At 56.0% G+C, this 25706-nt stretch carries 16 protein-coding genes and 1 pseudogene; 7 read left to right on the top strand and 10 right to left on the bottom strand.

Features of this window, described 5'->3' with window-relative positions:
- Positions 1–458: pseudogene (locus tag ABD971_RS17640) on the top strand (IS4-like element ISRba2 family transposase); the annotation flags it as partial.
- A gap of 39 nt (positions 459–497) precedes the next feature.
- Here ABD971_RS17640 and ABD971_RS17645 read toward each other — a convergent pair.
- Complete coding sequence (locus tag ABD971_RS17645) at positions 498–1295, bottom strand: hypothetical protein (protein ID WP_345324211.1); 798 nt, start codon at positions 1293–1295, stop codon at positions 498–500.
- A gap of 187 nt (positions 1296–1482) precedes the next feature.
- On the opposite strand from ABD971_RS17645, the gene ABD971_RS17650 reads away from it, so the two are divergent.
- Both ABD971_RS17650 and ABD971_RS17655 read left to right on the top strand, forming a co-directional pair.
- Positions 1483–2190 carry an RsmE family RNA methyltransferase gene (locus ABD971_RS17650; protein ID WP_345324213.1) on the top strand — a complete coding sequence of 236 codons (708 nt, stop codon included), beginning with the start codon at positions 1483–1485 and terminating at the stop codon, positions 2188–2190.
- A gap of 20 nt (positions 2191–2210) precedes the next feature.
- Complete coding sequence (locus ABD971_RS17655; protein WP_345324215.1) at positions 2211–3317, top strand: glycosyltransferase; 1107 nt, start codon at positions 2211–2213, stop codon at positions 3315–3317.
- 534 nt (positions 3318–3851) lie between these two features.
- Here ABD971_RS17655 and ABD971_RS17660 read toward each other — a convergent pair.
- Positions 3852–4724, bottom strand: coding sequence for a hypothetical protein (locus tag ABD971_RS17660; RefSeq protein ID WP_339945764.1), 873 nt, complete (start codon positions 4722–4724; stop codon positions 3852–3854).
- 314 nt (positions 4725–5038) lie between these two features.
- On the opposite strand from ABD971_RS17660, the gene acnA reads away from it, so the two are divergent.
- Positions 5039–7744 carry an aconitate hydratase AcnA gene (acnA, locus tag ABD971_RS17665; protein ID WP_339945766.1) on the top strand — a complete coding sequence of 902 codons (2706 nt, stop codon included), beginning with the start codon at positions 5039–5041 and terminating at the stop codon, positions 7742–7744.
- 95 nt (positions 7745–7839) lie between these two features.
- Here acnA and ABD971_RS17670 read toward each other — a convergent pair whose 3' ends face one another.
- From ABD971_RS17670 to ABD971_RS17680, 3 genes are read right to left on the bottom strand one after another with little or no spacing between them, the layout of a single operon-like run.
- Positions 7840–8268: a response regulator gene (locus tag ABD971_RS17670; RefSeq protein WP_345324218.1), complete on the bottom strand. Its 429-nt coding sequence runs from the start codon at positions 8266–8268 to the stop codon at positions 7840–7842.
- 27 nt (positions 8269–8295) lie between these two features.
- Positions 8296–10371: an ATP-binding protein gene (locus ABD971_RS17675; RefSeq protein ID WP_345324219.1), complete on the bottom strand. Its 2076-nt coding sequence runs from the start codon at positions 10369–10371 to the stop codon at positions 8296–8298.
- Positions 10368–13451, bottom strand: coding sequence for a tetratricopeptide repeat protein (locus ABD971_RS17680; RefSeq protein WP_345324221.1), 3084 nt, complete (start codon positions 13449–13451; stop codon positions 10368–10370). The genes ABD971_RS17675 and ABD971_RS17680 overlap by 4 nt, the downstream gene beginning before the upstream one ends.
- A gap of 318 nt (positions 13452–13769) precedes the next feature.
- On the opposite strand from ABD971_RS17680, the gene ABD971_RS17685 reads away from it, so the two are divergent.
- Complete coding sequence (locus ABD971_RS17685; protein WP_345324223.1) at positions 13770–15128, top strand: outer membrane protein assembly factor BamB family protein; 1359 nt, start codon at positions 13770–13772, stop codon at positions 15126–15128.
- Positions 15129–15238: 110 nt separating this feature from the next.
- Here ABD971_RS17685 and ABD971_RS17690 read toward each other — a convergent pair whose 3' ends face one another.
- The 3 genes from ABD971_RS17690 to ABD971_RS17700 all read right to left on the bottom strand — a co-directional run bounded on the left by ABD971_RS17690 (position 15239) and on the right by ABD971_RS17700 (position 17860).
- Positions 15239–16255 (bottom strand): DUF1559 family PulG-like putative transporter, encoded by a 1017-nt coding sequence (locus tag ABD971_RS17690; RefSeq protein WP_339945776.1) that lies wholly within the window; start codon positions 16253–16255, stop codon positions 15239–15241.
- Positions 16256–16575: 320 nt separating this feature from the next.
- Positions 16576–17175 carry an RNA polymerase sigma factor gene (locus ABD971_RS17695; protein WP_345324225.1) on the bottom strand — a complete coding sequence of 200 codons (600 nt, stop codon included), beginning with the start codon at positions 17173–17175 and terminating at the stop codon, positions 16576–16578.
- A 370-nt stretch (positions 17176–17545) separates the two neighbouring features.
- The gene (locus ABD971_RS17700) at positions 17546–17860 is read right to left on the bottom strand and encodes a hypothetical protein (RefSeq protein WP_345324226.1); all 315 of its coding nucleotides are present in this window, start codon (positions 17858–17860) and stop codon (positions 17546–17548) included.
- A 253-nt stretch (positions 17861–18113) separates the two neighbouring features.
- On the opposite strand from ABD971_RS17700, the gene ABD971_RS17705 reads away from it, so the two are divergent.
- On the top strand, positions 18114–19004 hold the full coding sequence (locus ABD971_RS17705) for a ComFC family protein (protein ID WP_345324228.1): 891 nt from the start codon (positions 18114–18116) through the stop codon (positions 19002–19004).
- 123 nt (positions 19005–19127) lie between these two features.
- Positions 19128–20105, top strand: a complete 978-nt coding sequence (locus ABD971_RS17710; RefSeq protein WP_339945784.1) for a DUF502 domain-containing protein — start codon at positions 19128–19130, stop codon at positions 20103–20105.
- Positions 20106–20201: 96 nt separating this feature from the next.
- Here the strand turns inward: ABD971_RS17710 and ABD971_RS17715 are convergent, their stop codons facing one another.
- Both ABD971_RS17715 and ABD971_RS17720 read right to left on the bottom strand, forming a co-directional pair.
- Positions 20202–21503, bottom strand: a complete 1302-nt coding sequence (locus ABD971_RS17715; protein WP_425571329.1) for a DUF1501 domain-containing protein — start codon at positions 21501–21503, stop codon at positions 20202–20204.
- 214 nt (positions 21504–21717) lie between these two features.
- Entirely contained in the window at positions 21718–25527 is a 3810-nt protein-coding gene (locus ABD971_RS17720; RefSeq protein ID WP_345324230.1) for a DUF1553 domain-containing protein, read from the bottom strand.
- Positions 25528–25706 lie beyond the last annotated feature (179 nt).

The raw sequence follows: 25706 nt of genomic DNA on the forward strand, positions 1-25706 counted from the left end.
TGGTCGATGACGATGGCTGGATCGTCGCCCAGTGGACGCTACTAACGAACGTCCCTGGTGACGAAGCTGATGCGTCCGAAGTAGGCAAATGGTACTACTTCCGCTGGCGCATCGAGAGTTTTTTCAAACTCCTCAAGAGTCACGGCTTGGAGTTGGAATATTGGCAGCAGGAAACGGGTTTGGCAATCGCAAAGCGTCTGCTTCTGGCCGCAATGGCGTGTGTGCTAGTGAAACAGCTGGAGGCCAGCGAGAGCGAAGCGGCGATTAAATTTCGTCGACATCTGATCCGATTAAGTGGACGCCGGATGAAACGCGGCGTGGAGTTCACCGGCCCCGCTTTACTGGCCGGGTATTACGTCCACTTGAATATGCTGGACTACTTGATGGCGACCGAACTTTCACTCCAGGAGATGAAAGACATGGAAAACGCCGCCCTCTCAGAGATAATCGATGTGTAGACACCAATGCCCAGCGGGAGGGTGAATTCTACGACGAATCTAGGCGGCACGACGTGCGGTCGACTCGGCTGCGACACTGGCGATGATATTGGGCATGACTTGTTCCTGACGCTGGCGTGCGGCATGGACAAGCGATGACGCAGCGAGCTGCGATAGAATGCCGACGCGGCCTCCGCTGTAAGCATGCAATTGATCCACGGCGCGAGGATGAAACAGCGACTGGCGTCCACCGACTCGCGTCACCGATTGCGAAAGAAAACGATCGGTATCCTCGGCGGTAAAACGGCCCAATTTGACGGTCTGATAACCGGAGGTTCTTGCGGTGGGCAATCGTTTGACTTGCGTTGCGGTTGCGGCCAACACCAACGAAATGTGCTCGCAATTGGACATCGATTTCAGTACCGACAACACTGCGGTGGTAACCCCGTCGACCAACCACACTGTATGCACTCTCTGGCGGGCGAGAAACTCGATCGCGTGTTGCAACTCTCGCGTATCCGCAGGGCGATGCCGACGCACCGCCGTATCGTTGTTGATCCCCAAGCCACGCGTCAGTTGGCGGATTGTCGATGAAGCATCCAGCGCACGCGACGCGTCGGTCATGACGCACTGAGTCGCCAGATCTCCCATCCCGCGACTGGCCACCAATTGATGCAGTAAGGTGGAAACGCCGCAACGTGGTTCGCTTTGAACGATCACGCAGCGAGTGTGAACCGCTAACGACTGGGCGATTTGAGCCATCGCCGACTTTTGTGCCGAGCCAGCAAAGAACCATTGGCCCGGGGATTCCGAAAACGGCAGGGCCGAAAGACGCCAATATTTGAGGACGTCAGTCATTGCGTAATATCCTTGTCGATTGGCTGGCCATCTATTTCAAAGGGGAGATTCGCTGTGGGAACCTCCTCCAGACGACACCACCCAGACGTCGATCGTCATTACGTGTATTATCGGCACTGCATTGATCGATCCTCCAGCATCCCTGGGTCACCGACTCGCGTAATCGCCACGCTCCCCCGATTCCACAATGACTCGTCGTTATTATTGTTCTAACCTGCCCTCCAACGGGGGAAACATCGTCCTGGTCGACGCCGAGGCCCAGCATGCCATCCGGGTGATGCGAGTCAAAACTGGCGAATCGATCACGCTGTTTGATGGCAAGGGAAGCGAGGCCGAGGCCGTCATCGACTCGATCACCCGGCGTGAGTGTTTTTGCAGCACCCAGCCGACCACCCAACCGGATCGTGAGCCTCAGGTGTCACTGCATATGGGCGTGGCTCTACCCAAACCCGATCGTTGTCGCGAGCTTGTCGAACGCTTGACCGAAATCGGAGTGAAAACGTTAACACCGATCGTGGCTGCACGGACCCAGCGTGAACCATCGGCTTCGCTGCTGGAAAAACTCAGACGGACCGTGACCGAAGCTTGCAAACAATCCGGCCGCAACCATTTGATGGAAATCCAGGACACGGTCACCAGCAGCCAATTTTTTGCCAGCGCGGCACATCAAGATCAACTCCGCTGGATTGCCCATCCTGCCGACGATGTTGACCATGTCGCGATCGCTAATCGCGACGACGCGACAAATTGCTGTGCCGCAGTGGGGCCCGAAGGTGGATGGACCGAGGACGAAGTCGCCTTGGCAATGCAACATGGATTCCAGTGTCTGCCGCTTGGGAACCGAATTTATCGAATTGAAACTGCCGCAGTCGTGATTGCCGCTCGCATGCTGTAAGCCACGTTTATATTGGTCCGATGCGAATCGCCCTTGTCATTACCGAATTGAATCCCGGCGGCGCCGAACGGTGCCTGTCCGAGATCGCGATCGGACTCGCCGACAACGGCGACGACGTGCGTGTCTACAGCTTTGGCTCGCCGCCGCTTCCGCAAAAGGCGATCTTCGCCGAACGCCTTTCTTCGCATGGCATCTCGGTCACCTATCTGAACCTCGACTCGGCATGGCACTTCATGCGGGCCCGCCGCGAATTGGCCAAGTTGCTGCGATCGTTTCAGCCATCACTCGTACAGACCTTCTTGTTCCATGCCAATGTGATTGGAACGTTGGCGGCAAAAGATGCGGGAGTGAAGGTCTGTGTGGGCGGCATTCGCGTCGCCGAGGCGAATCGAATCCGCTGCCAAATCGAACGGCGACTGATTAAGAAAATGGATCATGTCGTCTGTGTCAGCGAAGAAGTAAAACTGTTTTCGCACCAGTATTTGGGTACTCAAGCCGAGCGAACCTCGGTTATTCCCAACGCGGTGGACGTTCCCGCATTTTCAACCGCCCATCCCGTCGCACTGCACACGATCAGCTGGGACGACGACAGCGTGGTGACTCTTTTTGTGGGGCGGATGCACCCGCAAAAAGGACTGGAACTGATTCAAGAACAAATCGATACGCTGGCGCCGGCAGGTTCGAATCGCCGCGTGCTGTTGATAGGCGAGGGACCGCTCGCAAAGAAAATCGATGATTGGACGCAGCAGGTTGGCCATGACCGAGTCCAGCGATTGCCGTGGCATCCCAACATTGCGGCCTGGATGCGAGCATCACGCGTGCTGGTTCTGCCCAGTCGTTATGAGGGCATGCCCAATGTCGTGCTCGAAGCGATGGCGGCGGGTCTGCCGGTCGTTTGCAGTAATGTCGAAGGATCCAGTACGTTGTTGGCTCACGCGGCAGACGACCAACTGTTCGACTCGGGCGATTCGCCGGCGATGGCTAAGCGAGTCACGCGTTTTCTCGATGACGCCGATTTTGCACGTGAACTTGGACTTCAGAACCAAGCTAGGGCTCGTATCGATTTTTCAATTCCGACGATGGTCGATCGTTACCGGACTCTGTATCGCGATCTGCTGAATCGCTGAGTAGTGCGAACAAGCTCGATTCTACCGGATTGCCAGAGGATCGGCCGCTGAAAGCGGACGGGGAGGGCCCGGTGAAACCATGCTTGCATGGTCCACCTCTAACACTGCGAGCCCCACCCAGAACCGGCCGCCGCCGGCTCTGACCTCCCCACGGGGGAGGTGAAATCGGTTTACCGATCCCAGCTTGCGTCGGGAGGGTCGGAAAGCGAGCCTTCAGCGAGATTTCCGGGGAGGGCCTGGTAAAACCATGCTTGCACGGTCCATCTCTAACACTGCGAGCCCCACCCAGATCCGGCTGCCGCCGACTCTGACCTCCCCACGGGGGAGGTGAATTCGTTTTACCCTCCCAGCTTGCGTCGGGAGGGTCGAAAAACGAGCCTTCAGCGAGATTTCCGGGGAGGGCCCGGTGAAACCATGCTTGCACGGGCCATCTCTAACACTGCGAGCCCCACCCAGAGACGGCTGCCACCGACTCTGACCTCCCCACGGGGGAGGTAAAATTGGGTTTGGCTACGGTTGGGAGGGCGGCGCCGATCACTTCGTTCCGGGCAACGCGGTGCGGTTGACCTTGGGAACCTCGTATTGAGTTTGACGAACCGGTGTAAATCGTTTGACACGCACTTCGTCCTCGCTGAACGGATCTGACAGACTATCGAACAGCGATCCCCCTTCTTCTTTTGGTGCCGCTGGTGTGTTTTTGGGCTGCTGACGTGGCACGTCCGGCCGAGGCGTGGGGATGGCACGGGGCACTGCACGCGATTGAGGCATGACGCCGGATCCAATCGACTCGCCACTGCGTGAACGAGGCTCTGTCGGCAACGATCCCGCCCGGACATCGCGTGGTTCGCGTGGCGATGGAGTGGATCGAATGATCGGTTCGCTCATTTGCATCGGCATGCGAGGTGCCATCATGCGGGGCTGAGACATTCGTGTTTGCGGCATTCGGGGCGATGCCATCTCGACACTTTCCTCATAGATTTCGGTCTCGCCACCGAAGCCGTGCGATCCGCTGGCGTACGGCACCACGCTAATCTCGTGTCCTTCGAACGGCATCATGGTGCCCATCGCCGAGTCACACGATAGCGTGTCACAGCCCCCGGTTCGACATTTGTCCAATCCGAGCAATTTTTCGATCCCGCCGGCAAACGCGTCCAGCGAGCGGTAGATCGGACCATGTTTTGGCGGGCAAGCCATTCTCGCACCTCCATCACATCCACAATCGCCCATCATGGGCAGAGCGATTCCGCCACAATCACAGGCTGCGGTTTCACAGCCGCATTCGGCTGCGACCACGGGAAGCGTCGGCGTCGCCAAGGATGCGGCCATGGTGCCCACCACGGCGAATCGAATGACCGCCTTGATCGTGCGGGATCGACGTGACGAAATGACAGTTTTACGGGAATTCATCGGGAACCTCTATCGATGGGATCGTGTTGCCCTCTGATATCGTCGCCGTAGAACCGGAATGACCAAGAGAATCCGAACGAGCCGCAAACTCGCCCTATCTTGCCAGACCGGCATCATTGGAGGGATCGTGCCCGCCAAACAAGGGAGAGCATTTCGCTAAACCGAACGCCCCAGCACGCTGTATTTTGCCAATGCTGCGTGCAAGTCGATCCCCCAATTGACTCCTTACAGACAACGGGGCATTGGATCGTTAAACTGTTGCCATCGGTTAATAATGCATATTTTTTAAGTCCACTTTGCTAGAGAATCCTGCTGTGAATTTCGATCCATTCGGCGCTCGCGATCAATTTGACACTGGCCACGGTACAGCGACGATTTATCGTCTCAGCAAGCTCGAGGAAGCTGGGTTAGGCGAGATCAGCCGTCTGCCATTTTCCATCCGAGTCTTGTTGGAGGCTGTTTTGCGAAACTGTGACGACTTCCTCGTCACTCAGCAGGACGTCAAGAACTTGGCCGCTTGGGACGCCGCTTCCCCGGCCAAACAAGAAGTCCCTTTCAAACCGTACCGCGTTGTCTTGCAAGACTTTACCGGCGTTCCTGCGATCGTCGACTTGGCGGCGATGCGTTCGGCGATGGAGCGAATTGGCGGCGATCCAAACAAGATCAACCCGCTGATTCCCGTCGACTTGGTGATCGACCACTCGGTGCAAGTCGACTTTTTCGGTACCGACGGAGCACTCGCCCAAAACGTCGAACGTGAGTTCGAGCGTAACCGCGAACGCTATGAATTCCTGCGTTGGGGTCAGAAAGCATTCGACAATTTCCGCGTCGTTCCTCCGAACGTGGGCATCGTCCACCAAGTCAATCTCGAATACTTGGCCAGCGTCGTCGCGCTCAAAGAGACCGACGAAGGCCCGGTTGCGATGCCCGACACCCTCGTCGGCACCGACAGCCACACCACGATGATCAACGGACTCGGCGTGCTGGGATGGGGCGTTGGCGGTATCGAAGCGGAAGCCAACATGCTCGGCCAACCCCTTTACATGTTGATGCCCGAGGTGATTGGGTTCGAATTGACCGGAGCGCTTCCGCAAGGTGCGACCGCAACCGACATGGTTTTGCGAGTGGTCGAAATTTTGCGTGAAGAAGGCGTTGTCGGTAAGTTTGTCGAGTTCTTCGGAACCGGAATGAACAAGATGAGCGTGGCGGACCGCGCCACGATCGCCAACATGGCTCCCGAGTACGGTGCGACGATGGGCTTTTTCCCTGTCGATCAAGTCACGCTCGAATACATGCGTCAAACCGGTCGCAGCGAACAACAGATCGCGTTGGTGGAAAGCTATTGCAAAGAACAAGGCTTGTTCCGCACCGATGATGGTCCTGAACTGAACTACACCAAGAAGCTGTCATTGGATCTCGGTACGGTCGAACCCAGCTTGGCAGGTCCGAAACGCCCGCAAGACCGAATCACGCTAAAGGACATGAAAAAGTCCTTCGAAAAATCGCTGACCGCTCCGGTTGGCAAGACAGGATTTGGGCTCGATTCAGAGGCACTCAAACGCACCGCAAAAGTAGAAAACAACGGCGACAGCAGCGAAATTACTCACGGTGCCGTGGTGATTGCAGCAATCACGTCGTGCACCAACACCAGCAACCCGTCGGTCATGATCGGTGCTGGTTTGCTGGCCCAAAAAGCTGCCGAGCGAGGATTGAAAGTTCCGTCGCACGTCAAAACCAGCTTGGCACCAGGTTCTCGCGTGGTCACCGAATATTTGGACAAAGCGAACCTTACCGACAGCCTGCGAACACTCGGTTTCCACACGGTCGGCTACGGCTGTACGACCTGTATCGGAAACAGTGGTCCGCTTCCCGAACCCGTTGCAGCGGCGATCAAATCGGGTGACTTGGTGGCCTCGGCCGTACTCAGCGGCAACCGCAACTTCGAAGGCCGCGTCAACCCGTTGACCAAAGCGAATTATCTGGCGAGCCCTCCGTTGGTCGTCGCCTACGCTTTGGCTGGAACGACCGATATCGATTTGTTGACCGAACCACTTGGACAAGACCAATCGGGTAACGATGTCTTCTTGAAAGACATCTGGCCGACGAACGAAGAAATCCGCGAAACCATGGCAACGTCGATTGATCCATCGATGTTCACCGAGCAATACGAGGCCTCGGTGACAGGCAACGAATTGTGGAATGCCATCGATGTTTCGGGCGGAGCGTTGTACCCGTGGGACGAAAACAGCACTTACATTCACCATCCTCCGTTCCTCGATTCGGTGACCGCCGAAGCCGTGCCGGACATCGCACCGATCAAGGGTGCTCGCGTGTTGGCGCTGCTCGGCGATTCGGTCACGACGGACCACATTTCTCCCGCCGGTGCGATCGCGTCGGATGGACCTGCCGGCCGATTCTTGAAGGATTCAGGCGTCGAAGTGCGTGAATTCAACAGCTTTGGATCACGCCGCGGCAACGACCGAGTGATGGTGCGAGGGACGTTTGCCAACATTCGCATCCGCAACCAATTGGCTCCAGGGACCGAAGGGGGCGTCACTCGCTATCTGCCCGATGGTGATGTGATGAGCATTTACGATGCGTCGATGAAATACCAAGCCGCTGGCGTTCCGTTGGTGGTTTTGGCGGGTGCTGAGTACGGTACCGGCAGCAGCCGCGACTGGGCCGCCAAAGGCACGATGCTATTAGGTGTCAAAGCCGTGATCGCAGCCAGTTACGAGCGAATCCATCGCAGTAACTTGGTTGGCATGGGCGTGTTGCCACTTGAATTTGCCGACGGTGCCACTTGGCAATCGCTTGGTTTGACAGGCGAGGAAACGTTTGACATTCCTGATCTGTCCGACGCGATCGAGCCTCGTTCGACGATCACCGTGCACGCCACCGACGTGAACAACAACACCAAGACGTTCCCATGTGTGGTGCGAATCGATACGCCGGTGGAACTGCAGTACTACCGCAACGTTGGTATTCTGCCCACGGTACTTCGCAATCTGTCGAAGTAAGACGGTTCGAAAAAAGTCGGTCGGGCGGCGGACGCCCGATGCCAGCAACACGAGTCCCCTCGCCCAAGCTTCGCTTGGGCGAGGGGACTGCCGCATCAAGGAATCTTGATGACGTTCAGCAGAAAATCGCCTACCTTGTTCATCATTTCTCGCAGCGGCCCGAGCCCTAGCGGTTTGGTGATGTAGGCGTTCGCGGTGGCTTGGTATGCCTTGGTCACTTCGCTCGGTTCATCCGAAGCCGAGCAAATGATCACAAACAAATGGGCCAACGAGGGATCGCGACGGATTTCGCTCAGCACCTCGCGTCCGCCCATCATCGGAAGATTTAGATCCAAGAGGACCAGATGCGGCATTTCCGCATCCTCAAAACCTGGTTCGCGGCGAAGATAACTCAGTGCTTCTTCACCGCTGGCGACGCGGGTCATCGCGTTCTCAAAATCACACGAAGCCAAAGCTCGCTTCGTGATCTCGGCTTCAAACTCGGCGTCTTCGACGAGTAATATCCGCAGCCTTGTTCTATGCATCATTGCGTCTGTTGAAAAAACGATCGTTTACTTGGTGATTTGAAAACAGAATCGACTGCCACCTTCGGCGGAGGCTTCCACCCAAATTTCGCCGCCGTGACGCTGCACAATCCGCTTGCAAAGCGCCAGTCCAATCCCGGTTCCTTCGATCGTACTTCCATCATGAAGCCGCCGAAACACCTGAAAGACTTCGAGACGAAATTTGGGATCGATTCCGATGCCATTATCCTCCACAACCAACAACCAATGCTCGGGTTGCTCGATCGCGGATATCGTAATTTCCGGACGCCGATTTGGATCGCGATACTTGATCGCATTGCCAATTAAATTTTGCATCAATTGACACAATCGCGACTCGATCCCGCGGACGGTCGGCAAAGGGTCAATTCGAATCACCGCTCCGGTCTCTTCGATTGATACTTCTAATCGCCGCATCGCTTCGTGAACCACCTCCTCCATATTCACTTCGCTGAGATCGGCGTCATCCCGGCTGACCCTAGAATACTGAAGCAAATCGTCGATCAATTTTTTCATCCGCTTGGCAGCTGCAATCTGCAACTGCAAATAGCGTTTGCCTTCCTCGCCTAATTTGTCGCCAAAGTCTTCGTTTATAAACTCGGCATAGTTCGAAATAGCTCGTAGCGGTTGCTGTAAATCGTGCGAGGCGACGTAGGCGAATTGTTTCAATTCTTCGTTGCTCTCGTCGAGCAATTCGGTCTGACTACGCAAATCCTCTTGAGCATGCAAACGCACAATCAGTGTCGAAACAATATACGCGAGCTGGCGGAGCACGGATTCATCTTCGTAATCAAAATCCCCTGTTTCTTTATCCGACAACCAAATTGCTCCTAGCGTTTGCCCCTCGCCATCGATCAATAAACAGACGAGCAGTCCACGCAGCGCGGGTCGATGAGCCGTCGCTTCGCAGAAGCTCGCACCGATCGGGTGCGACCGCAACTGCTCCGCCGTCAACGACACCACCGCTCGGTCGAGCGAGCGAAAAAAATCGCATAACGCGATATCATCAGAATGCTCGGTGGGCTCGGATTCCGCCGGTGCCTCCCCTGCCGCATCGCTTTGGACGACTGTTTCGCTGGACCTTTCGGCAGCTTGATACGTCGGATGTTTCTCGGAATAAGAGCGTCCGTGCATCGCCGGTTTACCGTTTGGCGTATGGCATAAATCCATCCCTGCGATCTCCGCCGAACACAATCGACGAGCCTGCCTGCAAACGATCTGGCTAAGGCCTTCGAGTGACGTCACACGCAATGTCGACTCGAGCGTTTGCAGCATCACCTCACTTAAATGCAAGTCTTTGCTGAGACGTTGCTCGTGTATTTTTTGATCCGTCACATCCAAGTGCACGCCGAGTAATCGGCTGGGCTGGCCGCTGGAGTCACGAAACAGTTGGCCGCGTGCCAAAATCCAACGGTACACTCCCGAGGCATGCTTCATTCGGAATGCGGATTCATATTCGCTGTTCGTACTCGCCAGCAACGCTTTGACACGCGAGATCGCTTCGGGCAAATCGTCGGGGTGGACACGTGATTCCCAGTCCACATATTCCGAAAGCGTGCCGGGGACTTCTCCCAATTGCCGGTGCCACTGGTCGGAATAAAACACTTCGTTCGTCGCTAGATTCCAATCCCACAGTCCAACGTCACCTCCCCGCAGTGCATGTTGCAGTCGGGTTTGCGCCCGCAGCAGCTCCTCTTGTTCGATGCGGCGATCGGTCACTTCATGCCAGACTCCGACGACCGCGTCGCCCGACTCTAACTGCACCGCCGTCAACGCGACTTCACAAACGAATTCATTTCCATCGGTGCGACGAAACAGCCACTCAACGCGATGTTTGCCATGTTCTCGAACCTGTGTCTCGATCTGCTGCCATCGCTCGCTCGACAAACCACCGTCCATTTGGAACTGCGGCGAGAACTCAGCCGGGTGACGCCCCAAAAGTGCTTCCGAATTGGACATCCCCAACATTTTCGCCATGGCAGGGTTGCACTGCAAAATGCCTTGCGAATTGTAAATGAACTGAGCATCTAAGGATTGTTCATACAGCACATTGCGGAGCACCGATTCGGACAAAGGTTCTCTCATTCGGCCATCGCCTCGGAGTACTTTTCGATTTGTTGGTGTAGATGCCATTGTCCAGGATCATCCAACAAACAGCCACTCTCGATCTGCAGCGCTTCGTCGACGCGATCGAGCAGAAACAGAATTTCAGCGAGTGTATCGCGATAAATAGCACTCTCGGGTTCAAAATAAACCGCTTGCTCGGACAACCGTGCGGCCTCGTTGAGTTCACGTTGGTTCATGGCGGCAACCCAAGCCAGATTATTGCCGGCGGTGGCATCAAACGGATAATCGGCAATGTACGCTCGGCCAGCCTCCCAGACACGCTGGAACGAGGCATCCGCGATCGCATCCATTCCTTTGTCGCGCATTTTGGGAAGCAATCGTTCGGCCACATCAATATCCAGCGGATCCATTTGATAGATTCGATCGAGATGTCGCTGCACTTCTTGCTCGTCTCCCTTTGCGATCGCACCTTCGAGCTGCCAACGGCGAACAAACACGGGCAGCGAGATATAGGCCACCGAACGAAAGAAGGTGGTTTCAAGAGTGCCACCGATCGCCAGATCGAACCATTTTGCCGCGTCAATCGGATTGGTTTCACGAACCAGGGTGGAATAATTCCGAGCGACATCATACAGCTCCGTCGCTCCCTCGGAACCAAACGCCGCCATCGGCAACAAGCTTCGATAGCCCTCGAGCGTCATTTGACGCTCACCCCGTTCGCCCAAGTACTCCAGCAGTTCGCTGCGCAGCTCCATCGCAGGCGAACACAACATCAATCGCAATTGGCGTTCGAGACTTTCCGCCTGCGTCAAATGACCCTGGCGTCTCGCCAAAATCCACTGGCCCACCGTCGCTTTGGCCGCGTAATGAATCTGCTCAGGATTTTGGCGAATGTAGCGAACCGTCGCGGCAGAAAGCGCCGGACGCGGAGTCGCGGCCACCGATTTCCAAACACCGTCGAAACCAGTCAATGCACTTTCAGCGCGGCCCAGATCCAGTTCACGTTGGGCAATCGAAAACGTGGCAGAAATATCGCCACCGGCCGCAAGCGTCGCCAAGATCTCGCTGGCAATCTCGGCTTGACCAAGCTGCGAAAACAAGGTCGCCAGTTGAACGTTGAGTCGACGAGGCAGCGAGCGGCGAACGAGCGAGCGCTGACCCGCCGGAGGAAAATAATCTTGGCTGGATGTCAGCGTTTGATAGAGTTGCTGAAAACGTTTTTCATCCTCAAACGCCGCCGGAATTTCACCTCGACACAAATCAAATGCGATCTGCACCCGTTGATCAAACGGAGTCGTCGGCATCATCACCGAAATCGACTCGAGGATCATTTCCCACGTTTTCGAATCGACGCCGGAAAGCGACGCAACAATCAATCGCTGTGTCTCGCTGGACAATGAACTCTCGCCGGGACGCACCGCCAAGCGAGCCATCCAATCGTCACGATTGGTGACCAGCAACGTAATCAGCACCGTGTCACGGATCCGTTGACTGCCAACAATGGTATCGGAGTCCGATAAATCACGGGCGATCGTCCACGCCGCTTGTTCACGCCCCACGGCTAACAAACAACGCATCAGCGACAGTAAGCGATTCAATTTCGGAGCGACCCTTGGCGTCACGCCAAGGGTTTTCGCATCCATCGTGTCTTGCGTTTGCTCTTCGATCGCCTCGGCAATCCAAGTCTGCAAATTCGCATCCACGTCGTTGTAGGGGTACCCCAAAATTTCAAAGGCTCGATTCGTGCGAGCCGCCGAGATGGCGACCACCGCTGCGGAATCCGAGCGAGGCCGTTTGACGGCATCATAGAGCTCTTCGCTGCGAGCCAAAATGGTGATCGCTTCGTCAACGTACCCGTGGCTAGCCAAGCACTTCCATCGCAGGTCGACCGAGGCATCGCTTACCGTAACCGGTAGGTCGACCAATTCCTTTACCGCATGCGTTCGAATGCCTTCATCGTTCGCTCGGTCCGCAGCCACCAACGCCTGGCACCACAATCGACTACGCTCGGCGGATCCTTCATCCGCTTGGGCCGCTTGGCGAGCCGTCTCGGTTGCTATCGCCTGCCATTGCCCCACCAACATTTGGCAAATCCGAAGCAGCGATTCGTCTCCGTGATTCTTGGCTCGTGCGATGGCATCGTCCATTCGCCCCAACACCGCCAGCACAACAATTTCAGCTTCGCTACGGACCATCGGTGTCCAATTCTCAGCCGCCTGAGGCAACAAGCCAGCGTCATCAAGATCGAGCCCTAGTTCTTGCATCATCTGAACTCGACACACCGCCATCTCTTTCGAATCGGCGACAAGATCGACCAAGCGAAGCAAATCCATCAACAAATCATCTTGATAGGCCCGCCGCACATAAACGGGGAAACGCCGATTCAGTGCCGCCGCTAAACGTTGATTCAACAGCATGCGCTGCGAGGTCCCGGCGGACTCTTCGACCGCAACGACGACGGCACCGAATTGGCCGACTTCGAGCAATTCCTCGAGCACCGAGGGGTCGTCGTCCTGTTGTAACAACCTCGCCAATTCCGGAGGTGTCTCGGGCAAAGCACCGCGTCGCCACTGCCGTAAAATCCAATTGGCTCGGTCCGCCACTTCCGGATCAGGATGACGCGCGGCGTCTTGGACCGCTTGCCGTGACGTTTCTCGCAGTCGCCACATCTGCATCATCGCCGCTTGCCGTCGTGAATAACGGTCGTCCGACAATTGCTCGATCGAGACCGCCTCACCCGTGACGGAGCGTGGGGAATCCGTCACCAAGTCGCCGCCATCCCGCGGGCCGCCATCGCGTGGTCCGGCCTTCAGCGGCGAAGTGAACGCCAGCGGACTGAGCAATACCAACAACAGAAATAAACGCTGCGTCGGCGACCAGCCCATCCGATTCACGCGGCGCAAGCTCTCGCGACACGATGTCGTAACGAGTCGTGTGGTAACGAGTCGTGCGGTAAAGAGTTGGGCGGTGACGAGTCGTATGGTGACGGGCGGTGCTGGCTTCACCGACGTTGCATCGAGAGTCTCAGATTCGATCGCTTTCGATCCACTTGCTACGATTCGATACCGCAATGATTGACCGCCGGTTATTGGAGTCATGAAGAGACGCGTTTATTTTGGATGAAAGAGTTTTTTTTAGTGGCAGAGTTAGCCGCTCATGCTGCGACACGTGATGCACCGATACGGTTAAAATTTTACCCAAGCCAGCGTCTTGCCGATGGCTATTCTAGGCGTTTTTGGCTGAATCAAAGGATTTTTGTCACCCTGTTTCCTGTCGTCGCATTGCGTATCTTGTAGAGGTAAACAAATCGCCTCCCACGTTTGATTTCACAGATGCCCCGTCGAAGCACGTTTTTGTGTCGCTCGACATGCCCCATCTGCCATTCCCACCCCACCCATTTTAAAGTGAATTTCCTCATGCGAAAGCTTTCTTTGATTTGCCGCAGCTTCACCGCGGCTTCCCTCACCGCAGCCTCGCTGGTCGGCTCTGGTTTCGCGGCTCTTGGCCCGATGGGCATCGCCTCGCCCACGACCTGCGTGGCCGAAGAACTGTGGCCACAGTGGCGTGGCGCCAACCAGAACGGGGTCGCTTCGGGGGATCGCTTCCCGACCCAGTGGAGTGAATCCAAAGGAGTCGATTGGAAAGTCAAACTGCCCGGTTCCGGTGGCAGCACCCCGGTCATCGCCGGTTCGCATGCCTACCTCACCTACGGCGATAAAGACAAAAATCATCTTGCCGCAATCGATTTGAAGTCAGGGAAAACCAGCTGGTCGGTGCAACTGGGAACCGACCGCGGAAACAAACATCGCAAAGGCAGCGGTAGTAACCCGTCGGCCGTGACCGATGGCAAGCACGTGTATGCCTATTTTCGCAGTGGAGACCTGGCCTGTGTTGACACCGATGGCAACGTGAAATGGGAACTGAATCTGCAAGAAAAATATGGCGAAGACACACTTTGGTGGGACCTGGGCACCTCGCCGCTGTTGACCGACAATGCGATCGTGATCGCCGTCATGCAAAGTGGCCCCAGCTATGTGGTCGCGATTGACAAAACGTCCGGCGACGAGCTTTGGCGGACCGAGCGGATGCTCGATGCACCCGAGGAAGCGGCTCAAAGCTATGCCACTCCGCTAAACGTTTCTGTCGATGGCGAACCGATGATCGCCGTGATGGGCGCCGATCACTTGACGCTTCACAACGCCAAGGATGGAAAGCAAGTCGGGATTTTAGGCGGGTTTAATCCGGATGGCGAAAAATTCTTTCGCTCGATCTCGTCGCCCGTTGCTGTGGGCGACATCATCGTTTGCCCCTATGCTCGTGGTGCAACGCTCACGACGGTTAACATGAAAATGCTGGCCGCGGGCAAGGGTGACGAAGCCATTATTTGGTTCCGGGACGACCTTGGCAGCGACGTCCCCACCCCGGCTGCCCAGAACGGTAATCTGTACCTCGTCGGCGACGGCAAAGCCAACCGCGGCCAAGTCAGCTGTCTGGATATCGAAACCGGAAAGGCAAAATGGCAAGTCCAACTGCCCAAGTCGCGACAGGGTTACAGCAGCTCGCCGCTGGTCGCAGGAAACCATCTCTACATCACGCAAGAAGACGCGGTGGTCTTTGTTGTCGGCCCATTGGATGCCAAAAATCCCGCGCTCGTCGCCACCAACGAACTCGCCGACAACGAACCCTTTACCGTCGCCAGCCCAGTGCCGGCAGGCGATTCGTTGCTGATCCGAACCCACGATTATCTGTATCGTGTGTCGGGCCAGAAGAAGTAACCCTTTTTTACGTCGTTACTCATTTCGCACGCCTACCACAAAAAAACGCCCTGAGGAATGCATCCTCGGGGCGTTTTTCTTGTTTGAAACGGTAGATTGTGGCGGCCGCTTTAAGGTACCGCAACGACTTCGCGACCTGCTCGTGTCGACAAGCCTTGCCACAGATCAAGATCAATTGAATCCGTAACGAAGCGGACCGAACCGTCCATCAAGCAAGTGTTCACGCCGCCTACGTGGTAGCTTCGCGAGGTGACCGCGGCGTAGGTTTTTGGAATCGGTGCGGTCGCAGTCTTGCCTTCACGAAAGTTCGTAAAGTCGACGTCGTACTCAATGCCATTCTCGGTGCAAAGCACTTTCTTGTTAGGCGAAAATGCCGTCGTGAATCCGCTTTGATGAACGCGTCCGTCAACCCATTCGGTGTGCCCGGTGTTGGTTTTGAACGAACCACCCAGCGTACAGATTTCGCTTGGCTGCGTTGGCTTGGTGAGATCTCCGGCTTGGGAAAGGTCTCGATAGTAAGGTGTCCAAGCTTTGACTTCGGAAAACGCCAAGGTGTTACTGAGACCATCCAAACAGTCACGGAACTTCAAGTAGCGATTGGCTGCGAACGATCCATCGCCGATCGTGTTGTCGTTGGGGTTGAATGTAAACCAAACGCCGCCGTTGTAGCCGTAGTTAAGTGGATAGTGCTCAGGCCCACTGCTGCCGATACGCTGCATGTCGTTGGGCTCACTAGGGCACAAGTAGGTCGGTACGCGGTAGCTCGAGATCGGAACGGCCACGCCATCGACTTGCAGCGTCGCTCCGCCGTAGCCCGCGCCAAAATCGATTGCCGAAGCAAGGGAGATGGCTTCGATATAGGGCAAGATGCGAGCTTGCGTGGACCATCCGTCACCGGTCGTCGCCGAAGGCGACCAAGCTGCGGGCAGCGATTTGGTCGCCGATTCATAATTGTGAACCGCCAAACCAATCTGCTTCAAATTATTGCTGCAGCTCATCCGGCGAGCGGCCTCGCGAGCGGCTTGGACTGCAGGTAGCAAAAGGCCTACTAGAACGCCAATGATCGCGATCACAACCAGCAATTCGACGAGCGTAAATCCAAAGTGACGCGGTGCACCTTTGGCCATATCAATTTCTCCGGATGGGTGGCTATTCGTTAGCGAACGCCGGTGAGTTGGTATTGAGAATCAGTCGCAACAAGGAGAAATCTAGTCGTTCGCCCGATTATTCGCAACCACTAAAGCGAAAAAGAATGGGCTAAAAATGCTGGTCCCAGCGATTGCAAGATGGGCAAAAACAGCGTGTTTGATGGCCGAATCGCCACTTCGTTAGCGTGAAGGGAGCGGAAAGGCCCGATATTTCCTTTGGAACTTCGAATTGGCGCATTGGAACGTCGCAAAAAAAAAACGGCCGGAATCACTGACACGTGACTCCGGCCGCCCGAGGTTTAGACGGCTTGTAGCACTCCGTCTTCCATTTCTTTTTGCAATCGCTTTCGAGCTACGTGCAAACGACGTTTGATCGTTCCGACGGGAGCGTCGAATTCGTCGCTCATTTCGATCAACGACTTGCTGTGCAAGTAAAACGCCTTCAGCGTTTGTCGATCCAAATCGCCCAATCGATCGATGCTGTCGCGAACCACCGCGGCTTGCTCACGATCCTCGGCAAACGAATCGGGAGTCCCGATGGCGAAGCAAGTCGCTTCGAGCGTTTCGGGATCACACGCGATTGCGGTTCGATTTCGCGTCATTCGATTGATCGCCATGCGATGCACGATTCGGCGTAACCAACCACCAAATGCCTCGGGCACTCGCAATTGGTCGATCTTTTGCATCGCTTGGATGAACACGTCCTGCGCGAGTTCTTCGGCTTCGTCGGCATTACGAACGCGTCGCATTGCCAATGCGACGATTCCGCCTCGGTAACGCTCGAACAATTCACCGAAAGCGTCTTGGTCGCCGTTTTGTACGGCCAATACGAGTTCGGCAACCGTTGCCGTGCTGAGATGGGTCTTTAAGTCAAGGAAGCTGTTTTCAGTGATGTTCATGTTTTCGGTCCTTCCGAAAATCAACCACGCACGGTAGCGATGTTAGGCCATCGCAGAGGAAAGGTGGTTGTGGCTGCTGCGACAACGGGGGTGTGGAAATGACCACGGACCTGTATGCAGCAGTACCAAGGTTTGATTCGGTTCTGGGGCGTTTGATCAAAGAACAGAACGAAGACGCTCAAATTTCCTTGGTCAAACGAGGGAAACAATCGCCGGATCGCTTCGTGAATCGATCAAATTCGCATTAAGGAACTTGATGAGTCGCGAAACCAAGCGGAGGTGTTACCAGCTTTGGCGGTTGAGAACCTCGAATGATCACGGCATTGCCGTGGTCCAAGCGGGGCGCTCACCGGGTATGGAAAGAGGGGGTTTAGCCTCTGCCAATACCGCCGGCTGGATAATCCGCCGCTATCGCCACTTGTAGGTGGCACAGCGGATTACCGGGTTTAAGCCCACGTTTGCTGGCATTCCACATCACGTCATGATGGCTGAGTTGACTCGGCCATAACGTCGATGTGGACGTCAACGTGCGCGTACCCGTGCAACACGACATCCCCAGAAGCATCCGCCCTAGCCATGAATGGAGGGCAAACGCGACGACGGTCGATACGGCGCTACGGATCTCACGGACTTCGTTGACGACGAAGAAACGTGTGACGATTGCTGTGATCGATTCGATACGCATTTGAATCCTCCCGGCACCTCGAGGGTGCGGCGGCGGAGCAAAGGAAAAAAACAGAACTACAAGCCAGCAGAACTCTCTGCTGACCGTTACCTAGGTGAACAATACCCTCGCCAGGAGAGGAAATCCAGTTAGAAATCCTCCAGTGGCACGGATCTTGTCCGTGGTAACGATGACTTAGACATCGACATCGACCACAGGTTCAGGGGTAAAATCAAAAAAGCTGGATTTTCCTAAAAACTTTTAGTGATGCCAAATGTCGACATTGCTGGCTGGAACGATCACAAAATTCCGTCTCGTGGGCGGTGCCGTCCGCTCGGGGGCCGTTTCTGCAAAAAACGCGATTCTCGACCTTGCCTTCCCCCCCGCATGTCGGCTGTGCAGTCGTTTGGTTCCGCCGCAGCATGATTTTTGCCAAACATGCCAGTCGGCATTGACGGCGTCCGAAGCCGAAATGAGACGAGGATGCCGCCGCTGTGGATTTCCACTTGGCCGCCAGCAAAGGCAGCTCGAATCCGCAGACAACGCCGATTTTGCCGATGAGCACGCTAAGGTTGACGATTGGGGGAACCAGACTTCGGGTTCGCCGCAATGCCCGCAATGCAAGGAAAAAACGTTCCAATTTGACCGAGTGGTGGCGTTGTGGCGGTACCATGGACTCGTCTGTGACGCGGTGGTGGCGGCCAAGTATGTCAGCCAATCGCCACTGGCCGACGCGCTCGGGCGGCGACTTGGCAAGATGTTGGCCGATCAACTCGCCAGCGATTTCCCGACTCTAGTCACCTTTGTCCCCTCGTACTTCACTCGCCAATGGTCACGTGGCGGCATTGGGGTCCGCACGATCGCCGCTGCGGCCGCTTCGACACTTGGTATTCCCTGCGTTCCACTGCTGCGAGCATCCCGCCGGATCGCAAAACAAGCCTGGCTGGAAAATGAAGATCGTATTGACAATGTTCGTGATGCGTTCGAAATCCGAAAACGATATGGTGTGCTCCGGTCGCCAGATTTGTCGAATCAGCATATTTTATTGGTCGATGATGTTTTCACCACCGGAGCCACGTCCAACGAGGTAGCCGGAGTGCTGCGTCAGGGCGGAGCCCCCAAAGTGACGATTGGGGTTGTTGCCCGGGCCGTCCGAGCGGGGTGATGACTCTCGCCGTACTGCGATTTTTCCGTTCACGGTGGCCGCATTTTAAGTTACAACCCACTTAAAAATTTCCCATTTAAAAATTTCCGACGATCGCGTCGGCCCCCATAACTATCGACCCGCATGCAACCCACTCATTCTGAATCGGAAACCATCGAAACGTTCAAGCCGACTCGTGCGGGAGGATTCCGCCGTGCCGTCCTTCGTGGACTGGGCGTCGTGCTTCCTCCGCTGTTGACGATTGCGGTACTCATTTGGGCCTGGAGCACGATCGAAAGCTACGTCCTAGGCCCGATTGAATCGAGCATTCGCTCGGCGATTGTCAAAGGCGTCAGCCACAGCAAAACGTTCTCTCAGGTGCCCAAGGGAGCAACGGCAACCGGCGCGCGTCGGTTGGACGGTTTTTCCTACAAAGGCGAACGCTACGTCCCCGATCCCACCGGCCGACGCTTTTTGCCCGAATATGTCGTCAAGGTGGTCAACGAAAACGCCGATCGCTTTGGACCGTACACCGCAGCGCCGGCCAGCGCGAATGCGTTTTGGCACCGCTACGTCGAAGTCGTGTACATGCCACGCTCGATCGTGGTCCCCGTGTTCCTGATCGTCTTTCTAACGATCCTCTACTTTGTCGGACGCTTGTTCACGTTCGGACTAGGACATTGGTTTGTCCGCTCGTTTGATGCGGCGATCTTGCGAATCCCGATCGTCAACAAAGTTTACGGCAGCGTGAAGCAAGTGACCGATTTTGCCTTTAGCGAACGCGAGATCGAGTTCAATCGCGTGGTGGCGATCGAGTACCCGCGGAAAGGCATCTGGTCGCTCGGGTTTGTCACCGGCAATAGCATGAAAGAGATCTCGTTGGCCACCGGCGAACCGATGCTCAGCGTGCTGATGCCGACCAGTCCGATGCCAATGACCGGATTTACCGTGACCGTCAAACGCAGCGAAGCAATCGACTTGGATCTGACGATCGACGAAGCGATCCAGTTTGTCGTCAGCTGTGGCGTCGTGGTTCCACCGCAACAACGCTCCGATGCGCCAGTTGCGGTACGATCCGCGTCCGTGGTCAAGCCCAACGCAATCACTCACGATCGCAAATAAGGATCGAGCTTCGAGCGGCGCGGGCCCAATGCCATCTACTTTGGGTAGCGGTGCGGCGCGGGGCCTCGCCCGGTTAGTACGAAAGTAGATGCGGGCTTAAGCAAACAGCTTGGCGATCGGAACGCCATTGTCGGTGATCGGTACGGGACGGTCTCCGTCGTACAAATACTTGCTGGGGTCGATCCCCAGCGACGCATGGATCGTCGCGAAAAAATCAGGCACGCTGACGGGATCCTTCACGATCGATTGCGACAACTCGTCACTTTCGCCGTAGGCACCACAGTGATTTAAACCGCCACCGGCCAACACACAGGTGAACGTCTTGCCTTGATGTCCTCGTCCGCCGCCGCCATCAAACTGAGGCGGCCGCCCAAACTCGCTGGTGATCACAATCAGCGTTTTATCAAGCATCTTGCGAGCTTCTAAATCGCGGATCAGCGTCGCCATCGCCACATCCAAATCTTGGATCAATTGATGCTGGTTCACAATCCCAGCGTTATGGACATCCCAACCCGTTCCGTTGACGAAGTTCAAGTTGTGCGAGACTTCGATAAAACGCACGCCTCGTTCGACCAAGCGACGTGCCAACAAACATCGCTGACCAAACTCGCCGCCATAACGATTGCGAAGGTCGTCCGATTCTTCATCCAACTTAAACACGCGATTGAACTCGGGGCCGCTTAGCTTCAACGTTTGCGACAACGCGTCGTCGTAGTCAAGCAGCTTCTTGTCGCCAGCAAAACGTTGACGAGCGGCATTGCGAGTGGTCGCTAGAAACCGCTCGCGACGCGATTGGCGATCCGAGTGAATGCCGTAGGGATGCGACAATCCCGAGGGTCCTTTGGATGTATCGGTCAAATACAAGTAACCACTCGAGGCGCCCAAGAATCCGGGACCTCGTGAAACGTTTGGATAACCGATCAAAACGTAGGGCGGCGCATCGTCGCTGACGGCCCCCTTCTGATTCGCGACGATCGAACCGAGTGACGGATAGACCACCGTCCCGGTGACTGGTCGTCCGGTATGCATGCGGTTGGATGCGGCGGCATGTTCGTCGATCACATCATGGTGGACGGTGCGTACCGCGGTGACGCGGTCCATCAACGGCGCCAGCGTCGGCAAATGTTCACAGACCTCGACCCCCTGGACCGCAGTCGGAATCGCGTCGTAGTAGGAACCTGGCTTTTTGGTTTTCGGATCGCCTCGACGCTTGGGATCAAAGGTATCGATTTGCCCCATCCCGCCGCCCAGCCAGATCGAGATCACATGCTCCGCTTTACCACGTGGCATCGGCGAAGTTTGCTCGCTGCCGTACGCCGAAAGACTTGGCAAACAAGCGGCACCTGCAGCCAGCGAGATTGCGTTACGGCGATTCAGTTTCATGCGATCGATTGTCATGGTCGTTTTTCAAATGGGAGAGAGGTTTCCAGCCAACGTGGGATAGGCTTCCTAGCCTGTCATCGGTGTCCAAGTTATGCGGCCGCCTAGCAATTAACATCCCGACGCAACGCGTACGCGAGGGAATATCAGTCTTGACTCGGTCCCTCGCTTACGCTTCGGGTGATGATTTTCCTAGTCCGGCCGCTTACGCGTCTGGCTCAGTAAATCAACATTACGGAATCCAAACAAACTCGGGGGAATTGAACACGGACCACACCACGTCCTCGTATCGCTCGCGCCACGCGGGCACCAGTCGCGGATCCGGCGGATCACCTTCGCGTGCACGTTGCTCTAATTCCATTTTAATACTGTTGGCTTTCGCCGCTAAATGGTTGGACCACGAAACCCGCCCCAACATCGGCGGATAGACCGGCTCGCTGATCTGATTCACAGGTACCAATCGCGAATCGAATCCTTCGGCCAACACCGGGACGAACGCGTCACGCTCTGCCGCCGTTGGCATTCGTGTCAGAAAACGCAAATAGATCGATTCGAGTAGCGTTTGCGGACTTTGCGTCGTCACCGCCAGCTCCGCCAACTCGCTGGCGTGCGATGCGGATGCCGTCCACGAGGCAAACACGCCGTTGGCGATCGCGCCCGGCTGCAACACATTCGGTTCGACGTCCCGTTCGCTGATTGCCGATTGGCGTGACCCGGTCCATCCAAAGGCTTCGAGCACATCGACGACCGCCGTCGCACGGGGGAACGCCAAACTTGGCCGGTCTCGTTCATTCGACAGCGTTGCGAACATCCAAGCACGCCGCGGTGTGCCCATGCTGACCATCGTCGTCGCAGGACGTCTGGCCTCGGGATCAAACGATAACTCCTCGACATCCATCGGACGCCCTGAACATGCGACCATTGAATCGACCACCTGCTCGGCCGTCAAACGGCGTCGATCGGGCGAAGCAAAAAAGCGATGTTTCGGTTCGGCCATTCGGTTGTTCCCAATCGCTTGGCGTTGATACAGATCCGAGTTCAATATCAAGCGAACGACATGCTTCATGTCGTAGTCGTTTCGTACCAATTCATCGGCCAACCAGGCGAGCAGCTCGGGATGGCTCGGCGCCGTCGAATCCCAGTCATCGACCGGTTCGACGATACCGGCCCCAATCAGCCGCTTCCAAAGTCGATTTACGATCACGCCGGCGAACCGCTGATTCATCGGCGAGGTGATTGCGACCGCCAACTGCTCTCGCGTGTCCGACGGGTTTTGAACCAGATCATCAGGCGTGGCTGCCACATCGACGAATTGATCAAACGGCCACTCGGGGACGACGGGCTCTCCTGGCTTCAGCGTGACCTTGATCAACGATTCGCGGCCCGAGTTCTTTTCAAAGAACCCCGGCGCAACCGTGCTGGTGCTAGGCACTGTCACTTTGCCTCGCGACATCATCGCGGCGAGTGAAAACAGATCACGCTGGGTCGTGTCATGGTAGGGCGAGTCGTGACAACGAGCACATTGCAAGTTCATCCCCATGAAGGCGGACGCCATGATGATGCTGCGTGATGCCAATGGAGCGTCGTTTTCGGCGGCCATCCCAAAACCCGCAGTTCCTCCCTCTCGCTGGCTGCCTCGTAACATCACCAATTCAGTGACCATCCGGTCAATCGGTTTGTTGTCACGCAGCGCCTCGTACAAGTACCAACGAAAGGGTCCCGTGTTGTTTAGCGATGGCTTTAACAGATTCGGGTTCTCACCCAGCACATCTTGCCAATAGCTAATCCAGTGATCGGCCCAGCGTGGATCGTGAAGCAATTGGTCGATCACCCGCGAGCGTTTATCCGCATCGTTATCGGCGAAAAAGGCTCGCGACTCGGCTTCGCTCGGTGGAGTCCCGATTGTATCGAGATAAACGCGTCGCAAGAACGTTTCGTCTTCGACCGGGTCGCCAACAAGCAGTGCCGCAGGATCAATCGACTCGTCCCAACGGGCACCGAGTGAGACCCATTTTGTCAGCAGATCAATGTCGCGTTTGGCCAGCGGTTTGGACGGCGGCATGCGTTCGCCCTCGTCGTCTGTGATCAAACGTGCAATCAACTGGCTCGCATGCGGATCGCCAACCACGATCGCCGGTTCGCCCGAGTCACCGCCGGACAACAATGAAGCACGGCTGTCCAGTTTCAAACCACCTTCGTCGGTTTCACCGTGACACCGGAAACAGTTTTCGCGGAGGATCGGAAGCACCTCTTTCTGAAAGTCGATCGATCCATGACCTTCTGACGAATCGACGCGAGGCGATGGCTGAGTCAATTTTGCACGCGATATTTTTGCGGCTAAAAAACCGTCAATCGAAGCCGATTTGCTCTCGTTGCGAGGGCCGACATGGTGGCGACCGAACTGATGACGTTGCTCCCAATATCCGTCTTGGCTGCTGGCCATTTGTCGCCGAACGTTGTCGTCAAATTGTTGCAGCGAAGCCTCGGTTTTGGCGATTTGCGCTACCACGCTACTGTCTGTCAGTACGGCGTCGCCCGCATTGTTTTCATTATCCGCCGCACGATGTGCCGGACGGAGCAATTCGAAGTGCTCCGTGCCTGGTGGCTGAACCGCGACCATTGTTTCCCCCGGTTCCGCTCGGAACGAAGCTCCTCCCACCAACGTTTCAAAGACCACGCGAACCGTTGTGGTTTTCTTGAACTCGACTTCGCCAAACGTTTCCTTTAATCCGTAACCGACAATCCGCATCCCTGGGGCCGGAGGATCGGGAAGCGGATCGACAGGCTGATGTCCATCGGTCGATCCGCTCATCGGTCCAAGCTTGGCAACGACATTGCCGTCGACCCACAATCGGCTTAACCCGCGAGCACGAATCAGCATGCGGCTTTTACCTGCCGCAAATTGCACATCGGCTGCCGCCCGTACCAACACGGCACCCTTCCACGTATCGCGAATGCCCCATGTGTCATAGCGGTAAGGAAGACGAGGAATCAAAAATTGTTCGGCCTGCCAATTCGGAACGCTCGGTCGAGAGCCGGTGGCAAAGACGGGGTCGACGAACGAATCCTCGGGCCAATCACGATGAGAATCGGCTGACTCATCAAACGCCACGGTCACTTTTCCGGGCACCGTTTCGAGTTTCGGTTCGGTTGCAACCACCGCTTCACGAGGCGTGGTGCGAAACCGCTTGGCCATCTCTTTGTCGGTCAACATGCCTCGATAGATCCCGACGAAATCGAGCCAGCCACGAAAACTGTTTCCGGGGCTGCCGCCGATCGACGAACCGATCCAAATCGCATCGTTATCGACGACAGGCGGCTGTTTCGTTTCGCCCCCCATGTCCCAGCGTCCCTTGCTCGGTTTTCCGTCGATCCAACCACGGATGCTGCTGGGATCACCAAAACGATACGACACGGCGATTGAGTGCCATCCGTTGGCCGGTTTCAGCCCTTCGATCGAGGTCCAGCGATGCCAGTGTGCACCGGTGGCTTGACCGGGTTGAAGCGGAGTCGCAAACAGAAAGCTGATACAAACTTTTCCGTTCAGCTCACGCAGCCGCAACGCCCAATTTTGATTATCCCTGGCAAACCCTTTCGCATTCGTCCGTCCTTTGCCAATCACGTACACATTTTGGTTGCTGCTGATCGCACCTACTTTGACACAGGCTTCCAAGGTAATTTCGTCACCATTGTCAAAATCAAATTCGCTCTCCTCCCCCGAATCGGGAAAGAAATAGCGAGAACCGCTGCCGTCAAAACGAACCGACAAATTCGAAGGGTCGAAATCGGGGAACTGCGGCGGACGGGGCCCCAATTGATCGCGATACACGTTACCGTGGGACTGCAAATTCGAAGTTTCCTCGCTGCCGAAATCCCAGCGAGCGGTTTCCGAGAACTCTTTCGCATCGACAATCGAGCACCATCCCGCGATCGTCCACAGCACGATCCACAAGCCTGCAAGCGGAGTTTTCAAAGCGGATTTCCAATGCATCAAGAAGACTCCAAGAATCACGTTGGCGTTCATCCGTTTGTTGAATCCCATTAAATGCGGGACCAAAAAACGACAGCAAACGAAGAAGGGCAGGTGGGTAGGCGGGAAAGAAGTTCTGCCGAGATAACGTTATCAACGAAGGTAGGGGGCGTAAGAGCACCACAATCATCATAAACCACTTGGCGGGCAATCCGCAAATCCTATCCATATGCGACGGGCACAAAAGTGGG

Source organism: Novipirellula rosea, from assembly GCF_039541335.1.
GTDB classification, from domain to species: Bacteria; Planctomycetota; Planctomycetia; order Pirellulales; family Pirellulaceae; genus Novipirellula; species Novipirellula rosea.

Bases quoted from the DNA above. Each gene is read 5' to 3' on its own strand.
- ABD971_RS17645 (WP_345324211.1), bottom strand. From the start codon at position 1,295: ATGACTGACGTCCTCAAATATTGGCGTCTTTCGGCCCTGCCGTTTTCG.
- ABD971_RS17650 (WP_345324213.1), top strand. From the start codon at position 1,483: ATGACTCGTCGTTATTATTGTTCTAACCTGCCCTCCAACGGGGGAAAC.
- ABD971_RS17655 (WP_345324215.1), top strand. From the start codon at position 2,211: ATGCGAATCGCCCTTGTCATTACCGAATTGAATCCCGGCGGCGCCGAA.
- ABD971_RS17660 (WP_339945764.1), bottom strand. From the start codon at position 4,724: ATGAATTCCCGTAAAACTGTCATTTCGTCACGTCGATCCCGCACGATC.
- ABD971_RS17670 (WP_345324218.1), bottom strand. From the start codon at position 8,268: ATGCATAGAACAAGGCTGCGGATATTACTCGTCGAAGACGCCGAGTTT.
- ABD971_RS17675 (WP_345324219.1), bottom strand. From the start codon at position 10,371: ATGAGAGAACCTTTGTCCGAATCGGTGCTCCGCAATGTGCTGTATGAA.
- ABD971_RS17680 (WP_345324221.1), bottom strand. From the start codon at position 13,451: ATGACTCCAATAACCGGCGGTCAATCATTGCGGTATCGAATCGTAGCA.
- ABD971_RS17685 (WP_345324223.1), top strand. From the start codon at position 13,770: ATGCGAAAGCTTTCTTTGATTTGCCGCAGCTTCACCGCGGCTTCCCTC.
- ABD971_RS17690 (WP_339945776.1), bottom strand. From the start codon at position 16,255: ATGGCCAAAGGTGCACCGCGTCACTTTGGATTTACGCTCGTCGAATTG.
- ABD971_RS17695 (WP_345324225.1), bottom strand. From the start codon at position 17,175: ATGAACATCACTGAAAACAGCTTCCTTGACTTAAAGACCCATCTCAGC.
- ABD971_RS17700 (WP_345324226.1), bottom strand. From the start codon at position 17,860: ATGCGTATCGAATCGATCACAGCAATCGTCACACGTTTCTTCGTCGTC.
- ABD971_RS17705 (WP_345324228.1), top strand. From the start codon at position 18,114: ATGTCGACATTGCTGGCTGGAACGATCACAAAATTCCGTCTCGTGGGC.
- ABD971_RS17710 (WP_339945784.1), top strand. From the start codon at position 19,128: ATGCAACCCACTCATTCTGAATCGGAAACCATCGAAACGTTCAAGCCG.
- ABD971_RS17715 (WP_425571329.1), bottom strand. From the start codon at position 21,503: ATGACAATCGATCGCATGAAACTGAATCGCCGTAACGCAATCTCGCTG.
- ABD971_RS17720 (WP_345324230.1), bottom strand. From the start codon at position 25,527: ATGGGATTCAACAAACGGATGAACGCCAACGTGATTCTTGGAGTCTTC.